Origin of the sequence: Brachyspira hampsonii (assembly GCF_002214805.1) — a bacterium.
GTDB classification, from domain to species: domain Bacteria; phylum Spirochaetota; class Brachyspiria; order Brachyspirales; family Brachyspiraceae; genus Brachyspira; species Brachyspira hampsonii.
In genome coordinates this window covers 2695461-2716141 of record NZ_CP019914.1, presented here as the reverse complement: position 1 = coordinate 2716141, position 20681 = coordinate 2695461, and the positions used below count along the sequence as shown (strand labels likewise).

Annotated in this window: 21 protein-coding genes; 5 read left to right on the top strand and 16 right to left on the bottom strand. The window is 26.5% G+C overall.

Annotation, left to right across the window (positions count from 1 at the left end):
* Positions 1 to 85 precede the first annotated feature (85 nt).
* From BHAMNSH16_RS11930 to galT, 11 genes are all read right to left on the bottom strand, one after another.
* On the bottom strand, positions 86 to 1801 hold the full coding sequence (locus tag BHAMNSH16_RS11930) for a hypothetical protein (RefSeq protein WP_069731507.1): 1716 nt from the start codon (positions 1799 to 1801) through the stop codon (positions 86 to 88).
* A 12-nt stretch (positions 1802 to 1813) separates the two neighbouring features.
* The gene (locus tag BHAMNSH16_RS11925; protein ID WP_008731687.1) at positions 1814 to 2221 is read right to left on the bottom strand and encodes a hypothetical protein; all 408 of its coding nucleotides are present in this window, start codon (positions 2219 to 2221) and stop codon (positions 1814 to 1816) included.
* Between the two features lie 268 nt (positions 2222 to 2489).
* Entirely contained in the window at positions 2490 to 3656 is a 1167-nt protein-coding gene (nifS, locus tag BHAMNSH16_RS11920) for a cysteine desulfurase NifS (protein WP_008731689.1), read from the bottom strand.
* Between the two features lie 16 nt (positions 3657 to 3672).
* Positions 3673 to 4506: a Fe-S cluster assembly protein NifU gene (gene nifU, locus BHAMNSH16_RS11915; RefSeq protein ID WP_008731692.1), complete on the bottom strand. Its 834-nt coding sequence runs from the start codon at positions 4504 to 4506 to the stop codon at positions 3673 to 3675.
* A gap of 87 nt (positions 4507 to 4593) precedes the next feature.
* Positions 4594 to 4770, bottom strand: a complete 177-nt coding sequence (locus BHAMNSH16_RS11910; protein ID WP_008724633.1) for a (2Fe-2S)-binding protein — start codon at positions 4768 to 4770, stop codon at positions 4594 to 4596.
* Positions 4771 to 4976: 206 nt separating this feature from the next.
* Positions 4977 to 5447, bottom strand: a complete 471-nt coding sequence (locus BHAMNSH16_RS11905) for a hypothetical protein (protein ID WP_241033616.1) — start codon at positions 5445 to 5447, stop codon at positions 4977 to 4979.
* 46 nt (positions 5448 to 5493) lie between these two features.
* Complete coding sequence (locus tag BHAMNSH16_RS11900) at positions 5494 to 6627, bottom strand: MGDG synthase family glycosyltransferase (RefSeq protein ID WP_069731506.1); 1134 nt, start codon at positions 6625 to 6627, stop codon at positions 5494 to 5496.
* 149 nt (positions 6628 to 6776) lie between these two features.
* Positions 6777 to 8441 carry a S1 RNA-binding domain-containing protein gene (locus tag BHAMNSH16_RS11895; RefSeq protein ID WP_008731697.1) on the bottom strand — a complete coding sequence of 555 codons (1665 nt, stop codon included), beginning with the start codon at positions 8439 to 8441 and terminating at the stop codon, positions 6777 to 6779.
* Between the two features lie 48 nt (positions 8442 to 8489).
* On the bottom strand, positions 8490 to 9161 hold the full coding sequence (gene cmk, locus BHAMNSH16_RS11890) for a (d)CMP kinase (RefSeq protein WP_008731698.1): 672 nt from the start codon (positions 9159 to 9161) through the stop codon (positions 8490 to 8492).
* Positions 9162 to 9423: 262 nt separating this feature from the next.
* Positions 9424 to 10416: a glycosyltransferase gene (locus tag BHAMNSH16_RS11885; RefSeq protein WP_069731505.1), complete on the bottom strand. Its 993-nt coding sequence runs from the start codon at positions 10414 to 10416 to the stop codon at positions 9424 to 9426.
* 3 nt (positions 10417 to 10419) lie between these two features.
* Positions 10420 to 11394 (bottom strand): galactose-1-phosphate uridylyltransferase, encoded by a 975-nt coding sequence (gene galT, locus BHAMNSH16_RS11880; protein ID WP_069731504.1) that lies wholly within the window; start codon positions 11392 to 11394, stop codon positions 10420 to 10422.
* Between the two features lie 187 nt (positions 11395 to 11581).
* On the opposite strand from galT, the gene BHAMNSH16_RS11875 reads away from it, so the two are divergent.
* A complete protein-coding gene (locus tag BHAMNSH16_RS11875) occupies positions 11582 to 12490 on the top strand; it encodes a glycosyltransferase (RefSeq protein ID WP_069731503.1) in 909 nt (302 codons plus the stop codon).
* Between the two features lie 230 nt (positions 12491 to 12720).
* Complete coding sequence (locus BHAMNSH16_RS11870) at positions 12721 to 13653, top strand: nucleotide-diphospho-sugar transferase (protein WP_069732252.1); 933 nt, start codon at positions 12721 to 12723, stop codon at positions 13651 to 13653.
* A 15-nt stretch (positions 13654 to 13668) separates the two neighbouring features.
* Here the strand turns inward: BHAMNSH16_RS11870 and BHAMNSH16_RS11865 are convergent, their stop codons facing one another.
* Positions 13669 to 14523: an alpha-1,2-fucosyltransferase gene (locus tag BHAMNSH16_RS11865; protein WP_069732251.1), complete on the bottom strand. Its 855-nt coding sequence runs from the start codon at positions 14521 to 14523 to the stop codon at positions 13669 to 13671.
* 115 nt (positions 14524 to 14638) lie between these two features.
* Here BHAMNSH16_RS11865 and BHAMNSH16_RS11860 point away from each other — a divergent pair, with 115 nt between their 5' ends.
* Positions 14639 to 15655, top strand: coding sequence for a glycosyltransferase family 8 protein (locus BHAMNSH16_RS11860; protein ID WP_069732250.1), 1017 nt, complete (start codon positions 14639 to 14641; stop codon positions 15653 to 15655).
* A gap of 547 nt (positions 15656 to 16202) precedes the next feature.
* Here the strand turns inward: BHAMNSH16_RS11860 and BHAMNSH16_RS11855 are convergent.
* Both BHAMNSH16_RS11855 and BHAMNSH16_RS11850 read right to left on the bottom strand, forming a co-directional pair.
* Positions 16203 to 17057, bottom strand: coding sequence for an aldo/keto reductase (locus BHAMNSH16_RS11855; protein WP_008728611.1), 855 nt, complete (start codon positions 17055 to 17057; stop codon positions 16203 to 16205).
* A 45-nt stretch (positions 17058 to 17102) separates the two neighbouring features.
* Positions 17103 to 18137 carry a mechanosensitive ion channel family protein gene (locus BHAMNSH16_RS11850; RefSeq protein ID WP_039954438.1) on the bottom strand — a complete coding sequence of 345 codons (1035 nt, stop codon included), beginning with the start codon at positions 18135 to 18137 and terminating at the stop codon, positions 17103 to 17105.
* A 160-nt stretch (positions 18138 to 18297) separates the two neighbouring features.
* Between BHAMNSH16_RS11850 and BHAMNSH16_RS11845 the strand changes: the two genes are divergently transcribed.
* Together BHAMNSH16_RS11845 and BHAMNSH16_RS11840 are read left to right on the top strand one after the other, a co-directional pair.
* A complete protein-coding gene (locus tag BHAMNSH16_RS11845; protein WP_008728608.1) occupies positions 18298 to 19056 on the top strand; it encodes a hypothetical protein in 759 nt (252 codons plus the stop codon).
* Between the two features lie 72 nt (positions 19057 to 19128).
* On the top strand, positions 19129 to 19476 hold the full coding sequence (locus tag BHAMNSH16_RS11840; RefSeq protein ID WP_008724609.1) for a YqfO family protein: 348 nt from the start codon (positions 19129 to 19131) through the stop codon (positions 19474 to 19476).
* Between the two features lie 7 nt (positions 19477 to 19483).
* Here BHAMNSH16_RS11840 and BHAMNSH16_RS11835 read toward each other — a convergent pair whose 3' ends face one another.
* Together BHAMNSH16_RS11835 and fliE are read right to left on the bottom strand one after the other, a co-directional pair.
* Positions 19484 to 20263, bottom strand: coding sequence for a hypothetical protein (locus BHAMNSH16_RS11835; protein ID WP_069731880.1), 780 nt, complete (start codon positions 20261 to 20263; stop codon positions 19484 to 19486).
* A gap of 26 nt (positions 20264 to 20289) precedes the next feature.
* Positions 20290 to 20658 carry a flagellar hook-basal body complex protein FliE gene (gene fliE / locus BHAMNSH16_RS11830; RefSeq protein WP_008728607.1) on the bottom strand — a complete coding sequence of 123 codons (369 nt, stop codon included), beginning with the start codon at positions 20656 to 20658 and terminating at the stop codon, positions 20290 to 20292.
* Between the last annotated feature and the right edge of the window lie 23 nt (positions 20659 to 20681).

Sequence of the window (20681 nt, the reverse complement as noted above, 5' to 3'; positions counted from 1 at the left end):
GGTAAGTGATTAAAAATTTAAACTAGTTAATAATTCAGAAAACTATTATTAACTAGTTTTTTATTTATACATTAAAAAAATTTAATTACTTATTTTTGATAATAATTCTTCTCTCTGTTTTTCCCCAATATTCTTTATATGAAATATTATCATTAAAAATCATAAATTTTTTATCATCAGATAGATTGAATTTATCTTTAGAAAAATGCTGCATACCATCTATTAATTCAATAGCTTTTGATTTATTGGTATTTATCAAATCATTTACAATATCGACTTCTGATAACAGATATTCATGCCTTTTATTATCAATTTCTTTATCAATATCAGAAATAAATTCTTTTATTTCTTTTTTATAATTTTTATCTGCTATTTTTTTATAATATTTATTTCTATCATTATAAGCCTCAAATACATACTGATAATTAGAATAATTCATTTCATTATTCAAAGTATTTTTAAAATCATTAAAAAAATTTGTGGACATATTATCATATAATTCTTTTTTATCTTTTTTTAATGCAGCAACTTCATTAATATCTGCGAAAGGATAAATATATTTTAAATGCATATTATTATTTTTATCGTATGCATCATTAAATTTTTTATTTTCTATCAAATTAGAAATTTCATTACTTGATAAATTAATATATTCAATATTATTTTGTCTGTAATTATTGGCATATAAATATCCATATACTGTAGGAACACCAATTAATAATAATAGCATTGACAGTAAATATAAAGCTGATTTTATTAAATTAGTAGTATAAAATTTAAATCTAATATTAAATAAATAATGATAACTTATAAACCATATTAATGCTGTAATTCCAGTTATTATTAGAGAAGATAATATAGATAATAATATAAATTTAATTATACCAATACTATATGCATTAAAATCAACTAAGATTGATACTAAAAATGATATTGCAAATACTATAGGCATAACTATTATCATTTTATTAAAATAATTACTCAGACTTTTTAAAACATTATGTTCTCTATAATCCTTATATTTATTAAATAAATTACTAGAAATCAAATTAATACTGTTTCTATTTTTAAATATTACATCATCATTTCCGTATGACTTATAAACATTCTCTGTTACCACTTTAGGTATAAAATCTATCTCATCATCATTATTATTATTTACTATAAATAATGTACCTATGGTTGGGTTATTAGTTGCTACGGAATAAAAATCCGAATTTTTATAAAGCTCCATAGTACACTTAGCATTACTATCATCTATATTTGGACATTCATAATCTGCTGAATATTCTTCATTAAGCCATGCTTTGAATGTATCTAAAGCATATTGATATAATTTTAAAGTATAAGAATCTCTGCAATAAGATTTAAAAGATAAGGCTAGTCCATTAATTAAATGTTCTTTATTTTGTATATTCTTTTCTGATAATAGCAATTTAGAATCATTAATCATTATTTGTTCTGTCAATTTTTTATTATTATTAAGAAGGTTTATATTTTGCTCTACAGCTGACATTTTGGCTTTTGCCGTACTTTGTAATGTAGGCAAAGCCTCATAAAAATTTTTTTTCTTATCTTCTAATACTTTTTTCTTTTTAATATTTATTAAAATTGTACTAGCTGCAGCTACACCAACACCTAATAATGGATTTATAAAAGAAACTGACATTATGCCTATTCCTGAAATAGCATTTCCTATATCTATCCAGCCTGATGCTATCTTATCTATTGCTGCAAATATATCATCTAGATCCTTTTTTATCTTTAAGAACTCTTCATCATTTAATAATTTATTATACATATATTAATTCCATTATTTTAATAAATTAATTAACATTTGAGAGATTGTCAAATTAAAATTATTAATCATATTTAAAAGTTCTGTTCTATGCTTTATTTCAGATTCATTTATTGTATCTGTAGGTATACTCAACACTTGCTGAGTAAATAAATTTAAATTGTTAGAAATATTATTAAGCATATTAGAAGTCAAATCAAAACTATGTCTAAATTTTTCTAAATCAACATCTGCTTTTTTCATCAAATGCTGAAATTCTCTATCTATTAACAGCATATCTCTCTCTATTTCTTTCATAGTAGTAACAGCAGATGAAATACTTCCAACTATAAACGAGGCATCACTTGAAAAATTTAGTTTGCTTAAAGATGTGCTAAGTTTATTATTCACATTAGTTAATTGAGTGATTATATCTTCATCCATAATTTTATCTCTCCTTAAAAATTAATTTAAATATATTAAATAGTTACTAAAATTATACCTTTCAATTATAAGTATTTGTACTATTATGGTATTTTTATATTTTATAGAAAATTACATAATAAAACAGATATTAAATCAATATATTAATAATATTATATATTTATATTTTTGTCAATATCTTATAATAATTTTATATATTTTATCATATAATTAATAAAAAAGCCCATCATATAAATGATGAGCTATTAAAAAATTAAAATATTAATTATTAATTTCTATAAGGAGATATATCCCTTAATCTTGCTACAATCTTTTCTATAGCATCAGCAGTATACATTATCTCATCCATAGTGTTATCCAATGACAAAGAAAATCTTGTAGAACTATGTGCATATTCAAAAGGCACTCCCATAGCTTGAAGTACAGGGGAAGGTTCTAATGTACCAGATGAACAGGCACTTCCGCTTGAAGTACAAATTCCATATCCGTCTAATAAAAGCAGTATGGCTTCTCCTTCTATATTTTTGAAACTAATATTCGCTGTATTGCTTACTCTATTAGCATTCTTACCATTTATTTTAACATCAGTTATTCTTTTTAAAACTTCAGCCTCTAAAGTATCTCTAAGTTTAGCAGTATGCTCCATAAATCTAGGAAGTTCAGCCTTAACCATAGAAGCAGCTTTACCCAAACCAATAATATAAGGCACATTCTCAGTACCGGCACGGCGGCCTCTCTCCTGATGCCCTCCTGTTAAAACGGTTCTTAATTTGGTACCATTTTTTATATATAAAGCACCAATTCCTTTAGGGGCATGTATTTTATGACCAGCTATTGTAAGCATGTCAATATAAGATTCATCTTTCATATTAAGAGGAAGTTTACCAGCAGCCTGAACAGCATCAACATGAAATACTGCCCCTGCATTTTTCACTATCTGCCCTATCTCTCTTATAGGATAAATAACACCTGTTTCATTATTGGCATACATTATAGACACTATTGCAGTATTTTCATTAATTGCACTTTTAAGCTCATTAATATCAATATTACCGTCATTATCTACAGAAAGATAAGTAACTCTATATCCATGACGCTCTAAAGATTTACAAGTTTCTATAACAGCAGGGTGTTCAACTTTAGTAGTAATAATATGATTCTTAGTGGGATATGCTTCTATAGTTCCCCTAATAGCCATATTATCACCCTCACTTCCGCAAGAAACAAAACATACTTCTATAGGTTCGCATCCTAAAAAATCAGCAACCTGTTCTCTTGCCTTCTCCATCTCTCTATGAACAGCACCTGCAGGAGTGTACATACTAGAAGGATTGAAATACTGATCCTTAAAATAAGGAAGCATAGCCTCCAAAACTTCAGGATATATTCTAGTTGTGGCATTATTATCCATATATATTATTTTTTTATTTTCCATATATCAACTCCTCAAATCAAACACCTACAACTTCTAAATCTTTATTAACAAGTTCCTGCAATTTAGGCTCAACAAAACCTTTCAAAGTATTTTTTGAAGAAGCACAACCTGAACAAGCTCCCTTAAACTCTATCATCACTTTATTACCATCAACATCTACAAGTCTGCAGCTTCCGCCGTCCATCTTAAGCATAGGATTAATAACTCTATCCAAAGCCTCTTCTATCTTTTTAATTTTCTGAACGGTAGTCATAGGAGCATTTTTAGCTTCTCTCTCCATCTCAGCTAACTCTTCATTAAGTATATCTTCAATTTTAACTTTACAAGCTCCGCATCCACCGCCTGCTTTAGTGTAGAAAGTAACTTCATCTACAGTTTTTAAGTTATTTTCTCTAATCGCTCTTTTTATTTTAGTATCTGTTATACCAAAACATTTACAAATAATAGCTCCTTCATCATGTTCATCATCTTCAGTAGCAATTCCTCTGTAATTGTTAATTGCCTTTTCTAAAGTTTCCATTCCCATAACAGAGCAATGCATCTTCTCCTCAGGAAGACCGCCTAACTCTAAAGCTATATCTCTGTTAGTAATTTTGGCAGCTTCATCAAGAGTTTTACCCTTAATCATCTCAGTTAATATACTGCTGCTTGCTATAGCTGAAGCACAGCCGAATGTTTGAAATTTTGCATCTTCTATGACTTCAGTATCTTTATTGATTTTTAATGTTAATTTAAGTGCATCTCCGCAGACAATACTGCCTGTCATAGCTTCTGCATCGGGATTTTCTATCTCCCCTACATTTCTAGGATTTATAAAATGATCCTTTACTTTATCTGTATATTCCCACATGTTCTTACCTCCATCTAAGTTAATAATTTAATATAAATATATTAAATAATTTTGGAATATAAAAATAATATTTTTTTATTTTTAAAATTATTTATTCATCTCATCTAAGATTTGTTTTATTGCCGCCTGACATCCGCCGCATCCAGTGCCGGCTTTAGTGGCATTAGAAACTTCTTCTACTGTTTTTAATTTTTTTGATTTGATAGCATCTCTAATTTGATTCTCAGTTACCGCCATACAAAAACATATTGTCTTATCAGCCATTTTTAGATTCTCCTATTATCTAATTAATTTAAGAAAATAGAAAAATATGAATCCGCATATTAATCTATTTTATAACCTTCCATTGTTAGAATATTATAACATTTTAATAAATAAATATCAAGTATATTTTATATATAATTTATCTTTTATGTATAGATTAGTGAATTAAAAAAAATGACCAATATATTCATGATAAAACTAAAATATTAATTTTGATTAACTGTTTCTATTAAAAGTGCTTCTGATTTATAATCATCAATATTTTCTAAATCTATTATTCTAAAGTTATCCCTTACAGCATAAAATCTTATATTAGCATTAGGAGCAATATCATCTTTCATTTCTGATACAGATAATATTAAATCAAATACCTGATAATGATAATTTTCTTCAAGAATCTTTTTCAAGGACATAAACATTTTTAAAGATAAATTTAAAACCTGTTTTATATCTAAGCTGTTTGCTATATATATTTCATTATTGTCCCATTCAAAATTAGAAAGATTCCCTATATTTGCAGGAGCTTTACACATAGTACAATCTGACTCATTACTAATAACCCAATATTTTTCATTTTGATAATTTTCTTTTTCAAATACAGAATAATAATTTTTTAATTCTATATTTGATAAATCAATATCTGAAATCAGTTCTTTCATCTTGACATTAGCAATCAATATATTAACCTCTAATCAATGGGATATTTTTTATTATAAAAATATTTTATTTATTTTCTGAATCTTTAAATAATTCATCAGCAATATATTTAACTATCTTTTCTCTTACATCTCTGCCGTAATAATCGAATTGTTTTTCTCTCATTTTTACTAAATTCTCTCTATTATTAGCAACAAGCAAATCTATTTTATTAAATATATCATCTGTAGAACTAGTATCATACCCTAATCCATTATTATCAATATATATAGGATTCTCCTCTTCCTGTCCCGGTAAAGCCCCCATAGATACAATAGGTATTAAACAGTTAATAGCTTCTATTATAGCTGTAGGACCGGATCTTGTTATTAATATATCATTATCATGAAATAATCTAGGAAGTTCTTGTGTATATCCTATTATAGTAGGCTTATTATCTTTTGAAGAATATACTTTATTTAAAGTATTAAATGTCTTTTCATTTCTTCCGCATACAACTGTTACTTCGCATTTATATCTTTCATATAAACCATCTATTATGTAAATAAGTCTTTTAGTTCTTTCAGAATTATTGAGAAGAAGTATTTTCAATGTATTATTAATATTTGTATTTTTTACAACCTCTTCTTTACTTTTAAACGATGAAGAGAATCCTTCTCTTACGGGTAAACCAAATGTGATAATTTTTTCTTTATCTATTCCGTTTTTCATCATATATTCAGAAGCCTCATAAGAAGGACTTATAATTTTATCTGCCCTATTATCAAACCATAATTTGCTTATTGTAATTAAATCTGTTATTATGATGAAAAATTTTATATTTATATTTTTCTTCTTTAAGATATTTAAAAGACTTCCGCTAAACATAGGGTGAACATTTACTATTATATCTGGCTTATATTCATTTATAAGTTTTAAAAATTTTCTTTTAACATGAAAAGCATTATTTTTATTGATAATATCTTTATTTTTAAAAGAAAATTTAAAAATTCTGTACCATAGTTTCGGTGCATATTTTATGCAGCTATTATAAAGCCTTTCTGTAGTCATAAGAGCCAGATTACCAAGTGTAAAACCATTTACAACTTTACATTCTATTTCTTCACAGTACAATGATTTAAAACCTTGTAAAAGTGAAGTGTGTACGCTTTTGTGTCCATGTCCTGTATATTCTGATGATATAATAAGAATCTTTTTCATAATATACCTTCTAAAAAACTATATGTAATAATTATACTTTAATTGATTCATTTGTCAATAATATCAAAAATCAAAACAAAATATTATAATAAAAAATCCTAATACCATAATGATACTAGGATTTTTTATTTCAAATAATCATTTATAAATTAGTTATTAATATTATCAAAAGGATTGTAAGTTAGAGAAGTAGGTTCTGCTTTAGAGATATAATTTTGTGTTTCTTTTTTATTTTGAGCTTCCATATATTCTCTTCTGGATAGCGATATTCTTCTTTTACTTTTATTAACTTCTCTTACAACAAAAGGATAAGTTTCTCCTACTTTAAGAACATCTTCTAAAGTGCTACCTTTAGGAATTTCTACCTGAGAAATATGCATATATCCTTCCAAATCATCTTCCAAAGCAATAATAGCACCTGAATCAACTATAGCTTTTACAGTGCCATCAACTATAGAACCTTGAGGATGTGCTTTTTCAAATAATCTCCAAGGACTGTCTTTAGTATGTTTATAGCTTAATTTAATTCTTTGTTTATCTCTGTCTATAGACATTATAACCATATTAGCTTCTTCGCCTTCTTTTACATAGTCTTTCATATTAACTATATTATTTCTCCAATCGAAGTCGCTTATATCGCATATTCCTTCCAAACCATTAGGAAGTTCAAATACGGCGAAGTTTTTAATGATTCTTTTTACTTTACATTTTACAGCAGATTTAACAGGGAAATCTTTTTCAACTGTATCCCAAGGATTTTCTTTAACCTGCTTTAATCCCAAAGTAAGTTTTCTTTCAGCAGCATTCATATCAAGTATTTTACACTCTAAGAAAGCACCTTTTTTAACGAAATCTGCCGGATTATTAACATGAGAATTCCAGCTTAAATCTGAAACATGTACAAGTCCTTCTATACCATCAGCAACTTTTACAAAAGCACCAAATTTTTTAACATTAGTAACTTCACCCTGAATAACATCGCCTATTTGATACTGCTCAACAAATTTACCCCAAGGATCTTCATCTAATTGTTTAATACCTAAATCAACTTTTTTGTTTTCTTTATCAATATGAAGAACTTTAAACATCCTTTCTTCGCCTTTTGATATTATAGATTTAGGATTTACAACTTTATCCCAAGACATATTAGGTATAGCAAGGAAACCATCAAAACCCGGAGTAATTTCAACAAAAGCTCCAAATTTCTCGATATTTTTTACTTTACCATTAATAATATCATTTTCCTGAAGATTATTTAAGAATGTTTCTATTCCTGCATTTTGAGCTTCTTCTAATAGAACTCTTCTTGAAACTACAACATCTCTTCCGTTTTTCTTAATTACTCTAAACTCATACTCTTTACCTATATAATCAGATTCTTTAATTCCTCTAGCCAAGTCTATTTGAGAAAAAGGACAGAATGCCTGATGTCCCATTATAGATACTTTAAATCCGCCTTTAACAACCTCTTTAACAACGCCTGTAACTGAGGTATTATTTTTTACAGCATTATCTATTAACTCCTGAGATTTTCTCTTATCTATTTCACTCTTAGACAATATAACATAACCTTTATCATCTTCGCCTGAAACAATAGCTTCTATTTCCTCTCCAATAATAGGTTCTTTATCAAATTCACTTCTTTTTATTTTACCTTCAGATTTAGAATCAAAATCTATAAAAACATCAGTGTCATCAAACTGCACCACTTTGCCTTTAACGATTTTGCCTCGGCTTAAAAATGTATTATCACTTTCTTCTAAAGCCTTACGAAATTCAATTTCATCATTTGATAAATTTTTATTATCTTCCATTGTTCCTTCTCCCTCCTGTACTTTGACAGGTTAAAAAATATCTAATATTTAATTAGACTTTATATTAAAAATCACATTAGTAATTTTTTCAACAACTTCATCAATAGTCATGCTGGTAGTATCTATTATATTTGCATTTTTAGGTACAACAAGCGGACTATCCTCTCTATTTGAGTCAAACTCATCTCTTTTTCTTATACTTTCGCGAATATCCTCATAACTAATATTCTTACCCTTAGATAATTCCTCATTATATCTTCGTTTAGCCCTTTCATCTAAAGAAGCATCCATATAAAACTTATATTTGGAATCTGGGAATACTACACTGCCTATGTCTCTACCGTCTACTACATAATTACCGCCTTCTGCTATTTTTCTTTGCAGAGATACCATATTCTGTCTTACAATGCTTATAGAAGAAACCTTAGAAACAAGATTAACAACTTCCATACTTCTTATAGCCTCTGTTACATCTTCATTATCTAAATATATTCTGCCGGCATTATCAAAGTTAATACTTAAATTATTAAGAGCTGATATGACTTCAATATTATTATTTATATTAATATTATGCTTGATCATATATAGGGTTACGGCTCTGTACATAGCTCCTGTATCTAAGTATTTAAAAGATAATTTCTTGGCTAATAATTTAGCTATTGTACTTTTACCTGCCCCGGAAGGACCATCTAAAGTTATTATTTCGTATGTACTTGACACCTATAACCTTTTTTTAAATTAATATAAGTTTCTCTAGAGTATATCATAAATAATTATAATTTGCAAATATTTATTTTAATAAAAAACAAACTTTATTATATTTTTTAAATATTTTCTAATAAATAATATATACTATTAATATAATAATATTAATAATAACAACTATATATCATAAATAATTTATTATATTCTAATATATACATCAAATTAACACAATATAAAAATATATACTTATATTTTGAAGATAAACAAAATATATTTTTTAGCCAAAAGATTTATATTTTTTTATAGAAAAAGTAGCAACTCTTTTAAATTTAGTTATTATTCTAATGATCCCATAAAAAAATCCAAGTCCGTAAAAAAAGTGCGTAATAAAAAACATAAAAGGATATATGAATATACCTAGAATTTTTGATATAAAGCCTTTATCGCATAAAGAATATACAACGCCGGCAAAAAAAGTCATTATTATGTAAACTAATAATGGAAGAAAATAAAATTTCAATATATCTAATTTAGAAAAATGATAAATAACTAATACTATAGGACTTGAAAGTATATAAACAGCAAATAATGACGGTAAAATAAATATTAAATTTTTAACATTAAAATCTCTGAATAATTGCTCAAATCTGCCCCTTCCATAATTAAGAAGCATTTTTATATAAGATTTTAAATTTGATCTTGGAGGACGATGAACTATTATTTTAGGATTATATATTAATTTGTATCCTAAAGAAAGTATTTTATCTATCAAAGCATTTTCTTCATTTGGGTACAATCTTTCATTAAAAAGCCCAGCCTCAAATAATACATTCCGCCTTACAAACAAATTACAAAGTATGACATCTCTATCAGTACCCTCTTTCATATCCTCATCATTAGATTTATATCTATTTGCTATTGGACCAACAGCATAATAAGATTTCATACATCTGTCAATATACATTTCTGTAAGTGAATTAACATTATGAATAGCAGGTCCACCTACTACGGCAACATTTTCATTAGATTCAAATATAATACTAGCTTCTTTGATATTATCCGCACTTACAATAGAATCATTATCTATAAAGTATACAATATCTCCTAATGATTGTTTAATACATTCATTTCTTTGAACTGTAGGGTGCGTACCCTCAGCTTGGAAAATTTCGATATCTTCCTTAGGGTAATTAGATAGATATACCCCTTCCAATGTTTTTTCTATATTTTCACCAACTCTGTGCGGTATTATAATAGTAAATTTAAGCAAGTTTTACATTCCCATATATCTAATATATGCCGTTCTTAATTGGGCAGCCATTTCCTCAGGGCTTGTAGGATTGCAAGGTGCCCAAGCTCCTGTTTCAGAAGAAGCATTAAATTTTTGTTTTTCCTTACTTCTCATAGGAGGGAAAAATTCTATATGGTAATTCCATATATCGCTGTAATTAAAACCGTCATTAACAGGTGCACTATACATACACATCATATATGGAAACTTCATATCAAATAACAAATCTAATGTAGAAGTAGCCTTTTTCAAAGCATCAGCAAGAGACAAACTTTCTTCTTTATTAAAATCAGTTATTGAAAGTGTTTTCTTTTTAGGCATTATCATAATACCATAAGGATATTCTGATGCAAAAGGCAAAAAACATATAAAATGATCATTTTCAAAAATGACTCTTTTATTGTATTCTAACTCCTGCTCTATCATATCCATAAAAAGATTTCTGCAGTTAGTATTATAATAGCTTGAAGCCATTTCTATTTTTCTTTTAATTCTTAAAGGTATCCAACTGTAGCCGTATATCTGTCCATGAGGATGCGGCATTGTAACACCTACAACTTCCCCTTTATTTTCAAAAGGCATAATATATTTTATTTTTTTATTTTCTGCTATAACTTTCATTCTTTCCTGCCATAAAGCTACCAATTTAGCAATATGCTCTACAGGAAGTTCTGGTAAAGTGGTATTATGATCCGGAGAATATAAAATAACTTCGCATTTACCTATAGAAGGAGCTGTTTTAAACATTTTACCATTATCTACTTCATCTGGATAAGGAGGCTCAAAAGATAAAGCAGGAAAATCATTATCATAACAAAGAACCTCATAAGTATCCGGTACTTTTCCGCTTCCGGGACAAAACGGACAATAGTCTTTAGGCATCTGAGGACGTGCCTGCCTATGACTAGCTATCATAACATAATCTCCAAGCAATGGGTTGTAACGCAATTCTGCCATATTTATTTCTCCTTAATATTAATTTATATTCTTTAATATCATATTTCATTTTTAATATGAATATATTATATATCTTTTTTGATAATAAACAATACATAAAACATTTATAATTTAAAAATATAAAATTATTTACTTTTTCATCATTATACTATATTATAAATACAACAATAAAAATGGATATAAAATTATGAAAAAGAAAATTGCTCTGCTTTTATGCTCTACCGGAAACGAAGCCTTTGCAGCTGGAAATGTTATAATAGGGGCTAAAAAATATCTATTTCAAAACTTAAAAGATGAAGAATATGATATTATATTTTATACTGATAAATTAGAACCTAATGATGAAAATGCTCTTAAAAAAATATTCAGGGGAATAATTATCAAAATATATCAGTCTCCATTTTCAAAAAAAATGATGGATTTAAAAGAATTAAACAATTTCAGTGTGTTCGCTTATGCACGTTTTGAAGCATTTAATTTACTCGACAATTATCAAAAAGTTTTCTATACAGACACTGATATAGTTATACAAAAAGATATTTCAGAAATAATAAATATAAATAAAAATATATCAACTATATATTTTCCAAATAAAATGCCTATATCCGGAAATTTTACGGATGATAATATTAAATTAGTAAAAAAATACGATTTAAATAAAATTTCAATAATAGATGCTGTTTTACTAATCAATGATAATCTGGAAAGACATGAAATTATGACAGAATGGTGTTATAAAAAAGCAGAAGAATATAAAACCAATGATCAATCCATAATAAATTTATTAATACAAGAGTTTAATATTGAAGTTTATGATTTAACTGAAAGTTACGGAGCATATCCCACTTCCAAAATAGCTAATGAGGCTCATATAATACATGCTATAGGTCCTCAAAAATTTTGGAGGGGAACTTACAATAAATATTGGGAAGAGAATAATAAAATATGGATAGAAGCAGGCGGAAATCAAACATATGAAGAAAATAATGCTAAAAGAAAAAAAATAGATAAAATTGTTTGGTGGATACCTACATTCAAATTGCGTGATAAAGTAAGAAGATATTTACTAAGAAAATCAGGACTTACAGGAAGGTAATATATTGACTTTTTTAATACTGAAGTTAATATAAATAAAGGTTTTTATATGCAACACAACACAACACAACACAACACAACACAACACAACACAACACAACACAACACAACACAACACAACAATAACAATAATAACTCAATTATATATTTCACTACCCCATATTTTAAATATATGGGGCATTTTAGCTGCAAAGAAAAATACATTGAAATTAATAATGTTGGAGATAATATATGTTTAATACTCCAATACTATTAATAATTTTCAAAAGGAAAGATACCGCATTAAAAGTATTAGACACTATAAGAAAAGTAAAGCCTAAAAAATTATATATATCTGCAGACGGATGGAGAAATGATGAAGAAAAAGTAAAATGTATTGACACAAGAGAAAGTATTTTAAAATCCATTGATTGGGAATGCGAAGTAAAAACTTTATTTCAAAATAAAAATTTAGGCTGCTGTAATGGAGTAGCAACTGCTATAACTTGGTTTTTTGATAATGAAGAACAAGGGATAATACTTGAAGATGACATAATAGCAGAAAACTCATTTTTTTATTACTGTGAAAAATTACTAGACTATTATAAAGATAATGAAAGAATAATGCATATTGCTGGAGACTCTCCTTTAGATAGAAAAGTTGGAGAAGCAAGTTATTATTTTGCCACTGTTCAGCATTGCTGGGGCTGGGCTTCTTGGAAACGAGCCTGGAAATATTATGACTCAACGATGAAAACTATAAGCTATAAAGATACTAAAAAAACTCTTAAAAAAAGATATAAAGACTTTAATATAAGAGATTACTGGCAGAATTGGTTTTATAGAACGGCGGATATTAATACTTGGGATTATCAATGGACTTACTGCATAATATCAAAAGACGGTATATGTATTAACCCTAGTTTAAATCTAACTTCTAATATAGGATTTGGGGAAGATTCTACTCATACTGGAAATCCAAATGATGAAAATGCAAACAGAAAAACATATCCTATAGATTACGAAAATTTAATTCATCCTAAAGAAATAAAATGTGATGCACAGGCGGACTTTGAAATAGCAGTTAAAAGATTTAATTTAATACCTTTCTCATTAAAACATAATATCACTAGAGAAATTAAAAGAATAATTAGACAAATAAAAGGTCTTTTTACAAGAAAATAAACAGTAAAATAAAAATTAAGGTGTTATACCAATATTACTGTTTATAAAACTATCTTTTATAGAAACTATATCATTCTTATTATTTATCCACATAAGAGGAACATTTCCAATAAAACTAGACCATAGGGTGAAAGTTGAAGGAGGCCCTATTATATAATCGCACAAACTCAGTAAGCTGTGATCCTCATTCCAATTGCATTTTGAAATTACATAATCATGATTTGGTTTTAGGGTTATCTCTTCATTAGAAAAAATTATAAACAAAATTTTTTTATTCGGGAATAAATTATAAAACTGCTCTATCTTATCATTATAAACCTCATCTTCATAATAATATTTGCCATTATTCCAAACTTTGTAATCGCCTCTTCTTATATGAATACCAACTTTCAAATCATAATCTGCAAATTTATTTTTTATATTATTGTACTCTTCTGAGTTTAGATTAATAGGAGTATATTTATTTACAAAATAATCTCTATACTGATATACCAAATTTGTAACTCTAAAATCCCAGCCTGAAACAAATATAGTTTTATTTTTATTTGCTAGTATCTGGCTATCATATAAATTAATATTTTCTCTTAAATTAATATCCATATAATCATATATTAAATAATTTTTTATATGAAGTTTATTACAAAAATTGGATATACCTTCAATAATTGCATATCTAGTATTAAGAGGAGGTAAAAGTATAGGAGGGATTTTTTTAAAGCTGTATTTATCTTTTATACCATAAAAATCTTCCATATCATAAAACTCTAAATTATGATATTCAATATCATTATGTTTACAATATGCCTCAAAATGAATATTCTGCAATAATCTATTGCTTTTATCTCCAAATCTTTTATAAAGAAAAACCATATAAAACCTATAAATATTTTGCATTTATTATAAAGTATAAATTTAAATTTGCAAATTATAAAATTGATGATATCATTACTTTCATGATAACAACATATACAGGAAATAAGCTATAATGTTAGAAATGAATATATGTTTTACATCTGATAATAATTATGCTCCATATATGGGTACAGCCATTGCATCTGTATTAAAAAATAGCCTAGAAGATGAAAAAATAACATTTCATTTAATAGACGGCGGAATAACTAAAGAAAATAAAGAGAAAATATTATCACTAAAAAACATAAAAGACTGCGAAATAAAATTCTACACACCGGATATAGAAAGGTACAATGAATGGTTTGAAAAAACATCTGCTAAATTATATTTTTCTCCTGCAATGTTTTACAGACTATCAATATCTACATTAATACCAAATGTTGATAAAATCTTATATTTAGATTCTGATTTAGTAGTTACAGGAAGTTTGAGAGAATTATTTTTAATGGATTTTGAAAACTATTATGCTATTGTTGTTAAACATTTAGAAGAATTAGAAAAAAAAAATAATAATAATAAATATTTTTGTTCTGGTTTTTTATTAATAAATAATAAATTATGGAAAGAAAATAATATAGAACAGCAATTTATAGATTATTATGAAAAAAATTATCAAACTTGTTTTGGAGATCAGGATATATTAAATGAAGTATTAAAAGATAAAATAAAATATGTACCTGAAAAATGGCTTTTTTTTTCTGATAAAAGATATCATTATAAAAATAGTAATTTAGAAGATCTTATTATTATTCATTATTTAGGATTTGATAAGCCTTGGATGGAAAACTGCAGAACTTCATTATTAATAGATGAGTTTTGGAAATACTATCAATACACGCCTTGGTTTAGAGATGAGCCTATCACAGCTTTTCAAACAATACTAAAACAGAAATTTTATGATTATGATGATGTGCGTTTAAAAGGTAATTGGATAAAACTATTTGGAATATACAGCAGTGATAAAGTACTTCAAATAGTTATATTCGGAATACAGATTAATATATCTATAGATTACAAAAAAAGAAGGGATATAGGAAGACTTCTGCCTTTTCAAAAATGGCGTGATAGATTTAGAGAAAAATTTAAATAATAACTATTAATAATCATTAAATATTTTATTTTTAAAATTGGAGAAAAAATGAATAAATCCATTTTGTTTATAATATTCAATCAAATCCTTAGCTAAAAATATAGCATGGTATATTCCATATAAGAAATATCGAGATATTTACAGAGAATTTATAAAAAGAAATGGGATAGAAATTTCTAAATCTATATATAATAAAACCAATTTTCAATATGATACTTCAAATGTAATTTTTATAGACATATTAATAAAACTTTCACTATTAATAATGAAAAATAAAATAATCAATTTTATTAAATTAGATAATAATTATTTACAAAAAATAGAAACTGAAATAGAAAATTATAAAACTACTAAATCATATTATCTATAATAAACGAGTATTACAAAAATATTAATTTATTAAAAATAAAAAAATTAATTATGTTTTATAGTTTAATATTATTTATAATATATAAAACCACTACATTTTTATATAAATAAAACTAAAAATTTAAAAAGTTGTTTTTATAGCATAAATAAAATATTTTAATAACTAAAATATATTTATTTATACTATATCCAAATGCATTTTTTTATTTGGTTTTGGAAACTCTTTATTTATAAGTACCATATCTTCATCATCAAGTTTAATTTTTTGCGACTCTATATTTTCTATCAAATGTTTTTTATTAGAGCTTTTAGGAATAGCTATTTTATTATTAAAACTCATAATAAATGCTAAAGCTATCTGAGAAGGCATAGCATTATGTTTTTTTGCTATGCTTAAAAGAGTATCATTTTTTAATATATCCTTACCCAATCCTCCTGCCTGTGCCAAAGGACAATATGCCATCAAAGCAATATTCCTCTCCTCCATATAAGGAGCTAAAGAATAATCAACACCTCTAGAACCTAAATGATATAATACCTGATTAACTGTGCATTTATCGCCATCTTTTACAGTTTCAAGCTCTTTCATGTCATCAATATCAAAATTAGAAACGCCCCAATCATTTATAAGCCCTTCTTTTTTTGCTGTCTCCATACATTCAACTGTTTCACTTAAAGGTACTCTTCCCCTCCAATGAAGCAGATACATATCCAAATAATCTAATCCTAAACGCTTTAATGATGCTTTTAAACTATCAAATATTTTATCTCTTCCGGCATTATGAGGATACACTTTAGAAACTATAAAAAGCTCTTCTCTCTTTATATTTACTGTCTTTAAAGCATTTCCTATTATTGACTCAGCTTTTCCATTTCCGTACATCTCAGCTGTATCTATAAGCCTCACACCATTTTCTAAAGCAAATGCTATAGCTTCAGACTCTTTTTTAAATTCTGTTTCAACTTCTCCTATACACCAAGTTCCTATTCCAAATTTAGGCATTATATTTGAAGATTTTAAAGTATAATTCATAAATAAACTCCTTAAATTAAGTATGAAGCTATTATTTAAAAAATATTATTCTTTGCTTATATACAAAGTCCTTGAAGGGAATGCAAATCCTACACCAAGTTTATTAAACTCATCTATTATTTTATAATTTATATCTTCCACTACTCTTACAAACTCATTGTACTCTGCAGTATTTACATAGTATATTACTTCAAAATTAAGAGAAGAATCAGCAAACTCTATAAATCTGGCACTTATAAATTCAGTATTATTAGTTTCTATAATTCTCTTTAAAAGATCCGGTATCACTTTTAATTTTTCTAAAGGAGTAGAATATTCAACCCCCAACATCATATACTGTCTTCTTTTTTCTAATATTCTATAGTTTTGTATTCTTGAAGCAAGTAAATTAGTATTTGATATTAAAAGCTGTTCACCGCTGTTTCTTCTTATACGAGTAGACTTTATGCCTATATATTCAACTACACCTTTATCAGCATCTATCTGTATATAATCACCTTTCAAAAAAGGTTTGTCAAATACTATAACAAAATAATTAAATAAATCGGCTATTATACTTTGTGCCGCAAAAGCAACAGCCACACCGCCTATACCAAGTCCAGCTATGAAAGTATTAACATTAACTCCCAAATTTGAAAGTATTGTTAAAAATCCAATAACCCATATTAAAGCTTTTAATATTGTGATAATACCGTCAGATATTACAACACCTTTTTTATTAGACAAATAATTATTACTGAAATTGCTTATAATATCACATATAAACATTATTACAAATATTATTATAAGTACAATAAGTATTTTTATCCAATATGTTCCAACCTCTTTAGGAAGTATTAATCCAACCCTTCCAAAAGATAAAGATACCATAAATATAATAGGTCTTACTCTTTTTTTAATACTTTTTACAAGCTCGTATAAAAATGTGCTTTGAAATTTTGTATTAAGTTTTAATAATATTTTCATAAAAAATATTAATATAACATTCATTAAAACTAAACTAATAATAAATACAGATAACGATATCAAGTACCTTAATAAACTATTATTCCAAATAATCGTTTCTTTCAAATATTGCATATATTCTCCTAAAAGCTAAATTATAATCCAATTTTATTATAAAATCGTATTTTTTTAAATAAATAAATTATTATTATAATAAAATATTAATAATTTTTTGACATAAAATAAACAATATATTACAATATTGCAAAATATTTTAATAAAAATGAGGGTAAAAATGAAAAAGATTTTTATTATTTTTGTCATTTCTGTTTTAGCTATCGCATGCGGCGGTCAAAAAACAGAAACAACTACAGCTAATGATGCAGCAGCTGCTAATAATGCAGAAGCTGCAACATTAACTATTGATTTCCAAGCTATGGTTGGAGATACTAATAATGCTTCAATAAGCAGCAACGCTTATTTAAAAGTTACAGGTTCTTATGGAGACATAGACGGTAAAATAGATGCTGCTACAGGAGCTTCTACACCTACTAGAACACCAGACTTATTAAACAAATACAGATCTGCTGACAACAATGTATTAAATAACAGAATGGAAGTAAGTATGGGACAATTCTTATTATTCGGTACAGCTAATGCATCAAGATATATTGATGACGGTATGTCTGGTTCCGGTATAGCTCAAAGAACTGTTGATGGTACTACAGGTCCTAAAGTTACAGGTACAGGTATTACAAAAGGCGATGATGGAGTTATTACTATCAGATTTGTACATGCAGGCGGTAAAACAGTAGAACCTTATGTATTTGAAATGAAATCTGATGCTAACGGAGTATTCCAAATCGGTGCCGGTACTGAAAACTTCAAAAGAAGCGAAACTCCGCTTACAAATGATTTTGATTTTAATACAGATTCTGCTCTTTTAATAGTTGATAAAGCTAAAGATGGAAATCCTTATTGGAAAGGAGATCTTAAAGCTACTTTTGAAAATAATATAATAAAAATTAATGGTACTTTAACAGAAACAAAATAATATAATTTAATATGATTAAAAGAAGAGCATGGTATTTTTACTATGCTCTTTATTTTAAATAAAGGAATATTGATGAATATAAAAAAAGTAAAAATAGAAATATATATACCTGAAGAATATACACAAAAACTCAGAGAAGCTTTAAATGATATAGGGGCATTAGGTGTTGGAAATTATGATAATGTAATGTCTGTAACAAAAATTACAGGTTATTGGCGTCCTTTAGAAAATGCTAATCCATTTGACGGAAAAGTTAATGAAATATCAGAAGCTCCTGAAGATAAGGTAGAGTTTTCAACAGATGCCAAAAATATAGAAAATATTATAAAAGTTATGAAAGAAGTTCACCCTTATGAAGAGCCTGTTATAAATATTATTCCGCTTTTAAATGACAGATTCGATGTAAATTTAAATTATTAATTTATGTTTATAATGAAAAAATATCTTTGATTATATAAACAAAATCATTCTTTGGAAACTTATTCATATTGACTACATTTTCTATAGCATCGGCAAAGTATAATTTATTATTACTTGGCAAATATGATACAGTGAATATTTGGGCATTACTGTTTAATAATTTTTCTTTAGTATATCCATATTCTGACATTTCTATTATTCCGCTTTGTATATTATCACCATAAAAAATAAAAACCGCATGATTATATAATTTAGCTTTTACTATTTTTTCTTTATCATTATCATCTTTTCTGAAAAGTTTTTGATTATCATCTATATACAAATCAAATATTTCATTAAATTCATTTCTTATATTGTTTAAAACTGCCTCTCCATCTTTATCAATATCAACTAAAAAGAAATAGTATGCATGTATTATAATAGATTTTTTATTTTTTATAACTTCAGCATTTATGAAAACCCTTGATGAATTAATAGAATACATACTATATCCGAAATATTTTAATCTGTCTATTATATTTTCTTTGCTTACTTTTTTATCTATATTATGTTCCAATACAGAATTATTTTTTATGAATAATAATTTTCTTTTATTAATATTTGAGGCATCAATATATAAAAATACTAGAGTTATTATTTCAAGTATTATTAAAATTATAGTTATATATATTTGATTATTGTTATAGATTGAAAAGAAAATTAAGTTGGCAAACGCTATGGCTATTACACCATAAACGCTTGCCCTTAATAACTCTTTTTTGAAGGAGAACAGCTTATTATTGTTCATTATTACTAATTTATTTGATGAATTTATTATCTATAAGTAGTTACTTCTTGATAAGCTCTAACCGCTCTGTCAATTACAGCCTTTGTAAAGCTAAGAGATAATTCAGCTTCAGCAATGGCATTCATCACATCGGATACATCAACCTGATCCGGTCTTATACCAGCCTGAACTATTATATTGTCTCTGTCAACCTGTTTCTGATTAACAGCATCAATAGCATCGCTTAACATTGTACCAAAATTACTTATTAAATCATTGCTTGAACTTCTTCTTAACTGCTGAGCAGGTCCGTAATGTCTTGGATCTCTAGTTTTAAGTATAAATCCGTAATTATCGCCGACATTTCCTGTTTTTGTACTAGCACTATAAGAGTTCATTACACTATTAATATTCATAAAATATCCTTACCATTATAAAA

Coding starts and splice junctions, on each gene's coding strand:
- BHAMNSH16_RS11860 (WP_069732250.1), top strand. CDS start 14,639: ATGTTAGAAATGAATATATGTTTTACATCTGATAATAATTATGCTCCA.
- BHAMNSH16_RS11930 (WP_069731507.1), bottom strand. CDS start 1,801: ATGTATAATAAATTATTAAATGATGAAGAGTTCTTAAAGATAAAAAAG.
- BHAMNSH16_RS11835 (WP_069731880.1), bottom strand. CDS start 20,263: ATGAACAATAATAAGCTGTTCTCCTTCAAAAAAGAGTTATTAAGGGCA.
- BHAMNSH16_RS11865 (WP_069732251.1), bottom strand. CDS start 14,523: ATGGTTTTTCTTTATAAAAGATTTGGAGATAAAAGCAATAGATTATTG.
- nifS (WP_008731689.1), bottom strand. CDS start 3,656: ATGGAAAATAAAAAAATAATATATATGGATAATAATGCCACAACTAGA.
- BHAMNSH16_RS11845 (WP_008728608.1), top strand. CDS start 18,298: ATGAAAAAGATTTTTATTATTTTTGTCATTTCTGTTTTAGCTATCGCA.
- nifU (WP_008731692.1), bottom strand. CDS start 4,506: ATGTGGGAATATACAGATAAAGTAAAGGATCATTTTATAAATCCTAGA.
- BHAMNSH16_RS11840 (WP_008724609.1), top strand. CDS start 19,129: ATGAATATAAAAAAAGTAAAAATAGAAATATATATACCTGAAGAATAT.
- BHAMNSH16_RS11910 (WP_008724633.1), bottom strand. CDS start 4,770: ATGGCTGATAAGACAATATGTTTTTGTATGGCGGTAACTGAGAATCAA.
- BHAMNSH16_RS11870 (WP_069732252.1), top strand. CDS start 12,721: ATGTTTAATACTCCAATACTATTAATAATTTTCAAAAGGAAAGATACC.
- BHAMNSH16_RS11900 (WP_069731506.1), bottom strand. CDS start 6,627: ATGAAAAAGATTCTTATTATATCATCAGAATATACAGGACATGGACAC.
- BHAMNSH16_RS11875 (WP_069731503.1), top strand. CDS start 11,582: ATGAAAAAGAAAATTGCTCTGCTTTTATGCTCTACCGGAAACGAAGCC.
- fliE (WP_008728607.1), bottom strand. CDS start 20,658: ATGAATATTAATAGTGTAATGAACTCTTATAGTGCTAGTACAAAAACA.
- BHAMNSH16_RS11895 (WP_008731697.1), bottom strand. CDS start 8,441: ATGGAAGATAATAAAAATTTATCAAATGATGAAATTGAATTTCGTAAG.
- BHAMNSH16_RS11850 (WP_039954438.1), bottom strand. CDS start 18,137: ATGCAATATTTGAAAGAAACGATTATTTGGAATAATAGTTTATTAAGG.
- BHAMNSH16_RS11855 (WP_008728611.1), bottom strand. CDS start 17,057: ATGAATTATACTTTAAAATCTTCAAATATAATGCCTAAATTTGGAATA.
- galT (WP_069731504.1), bottom strand. CDS start 11,394: ATGGCAGAATTGCGTTACAACCCATTGCTTGGAGATTATGTTATGATA.
- BHAMNSH16_RS11925 (WP_008731687.1), bottom strand. CDS start 2,221: ATGGATGAAGATATAATCACTCAATTAACTAATGTGAATAATAAACTT.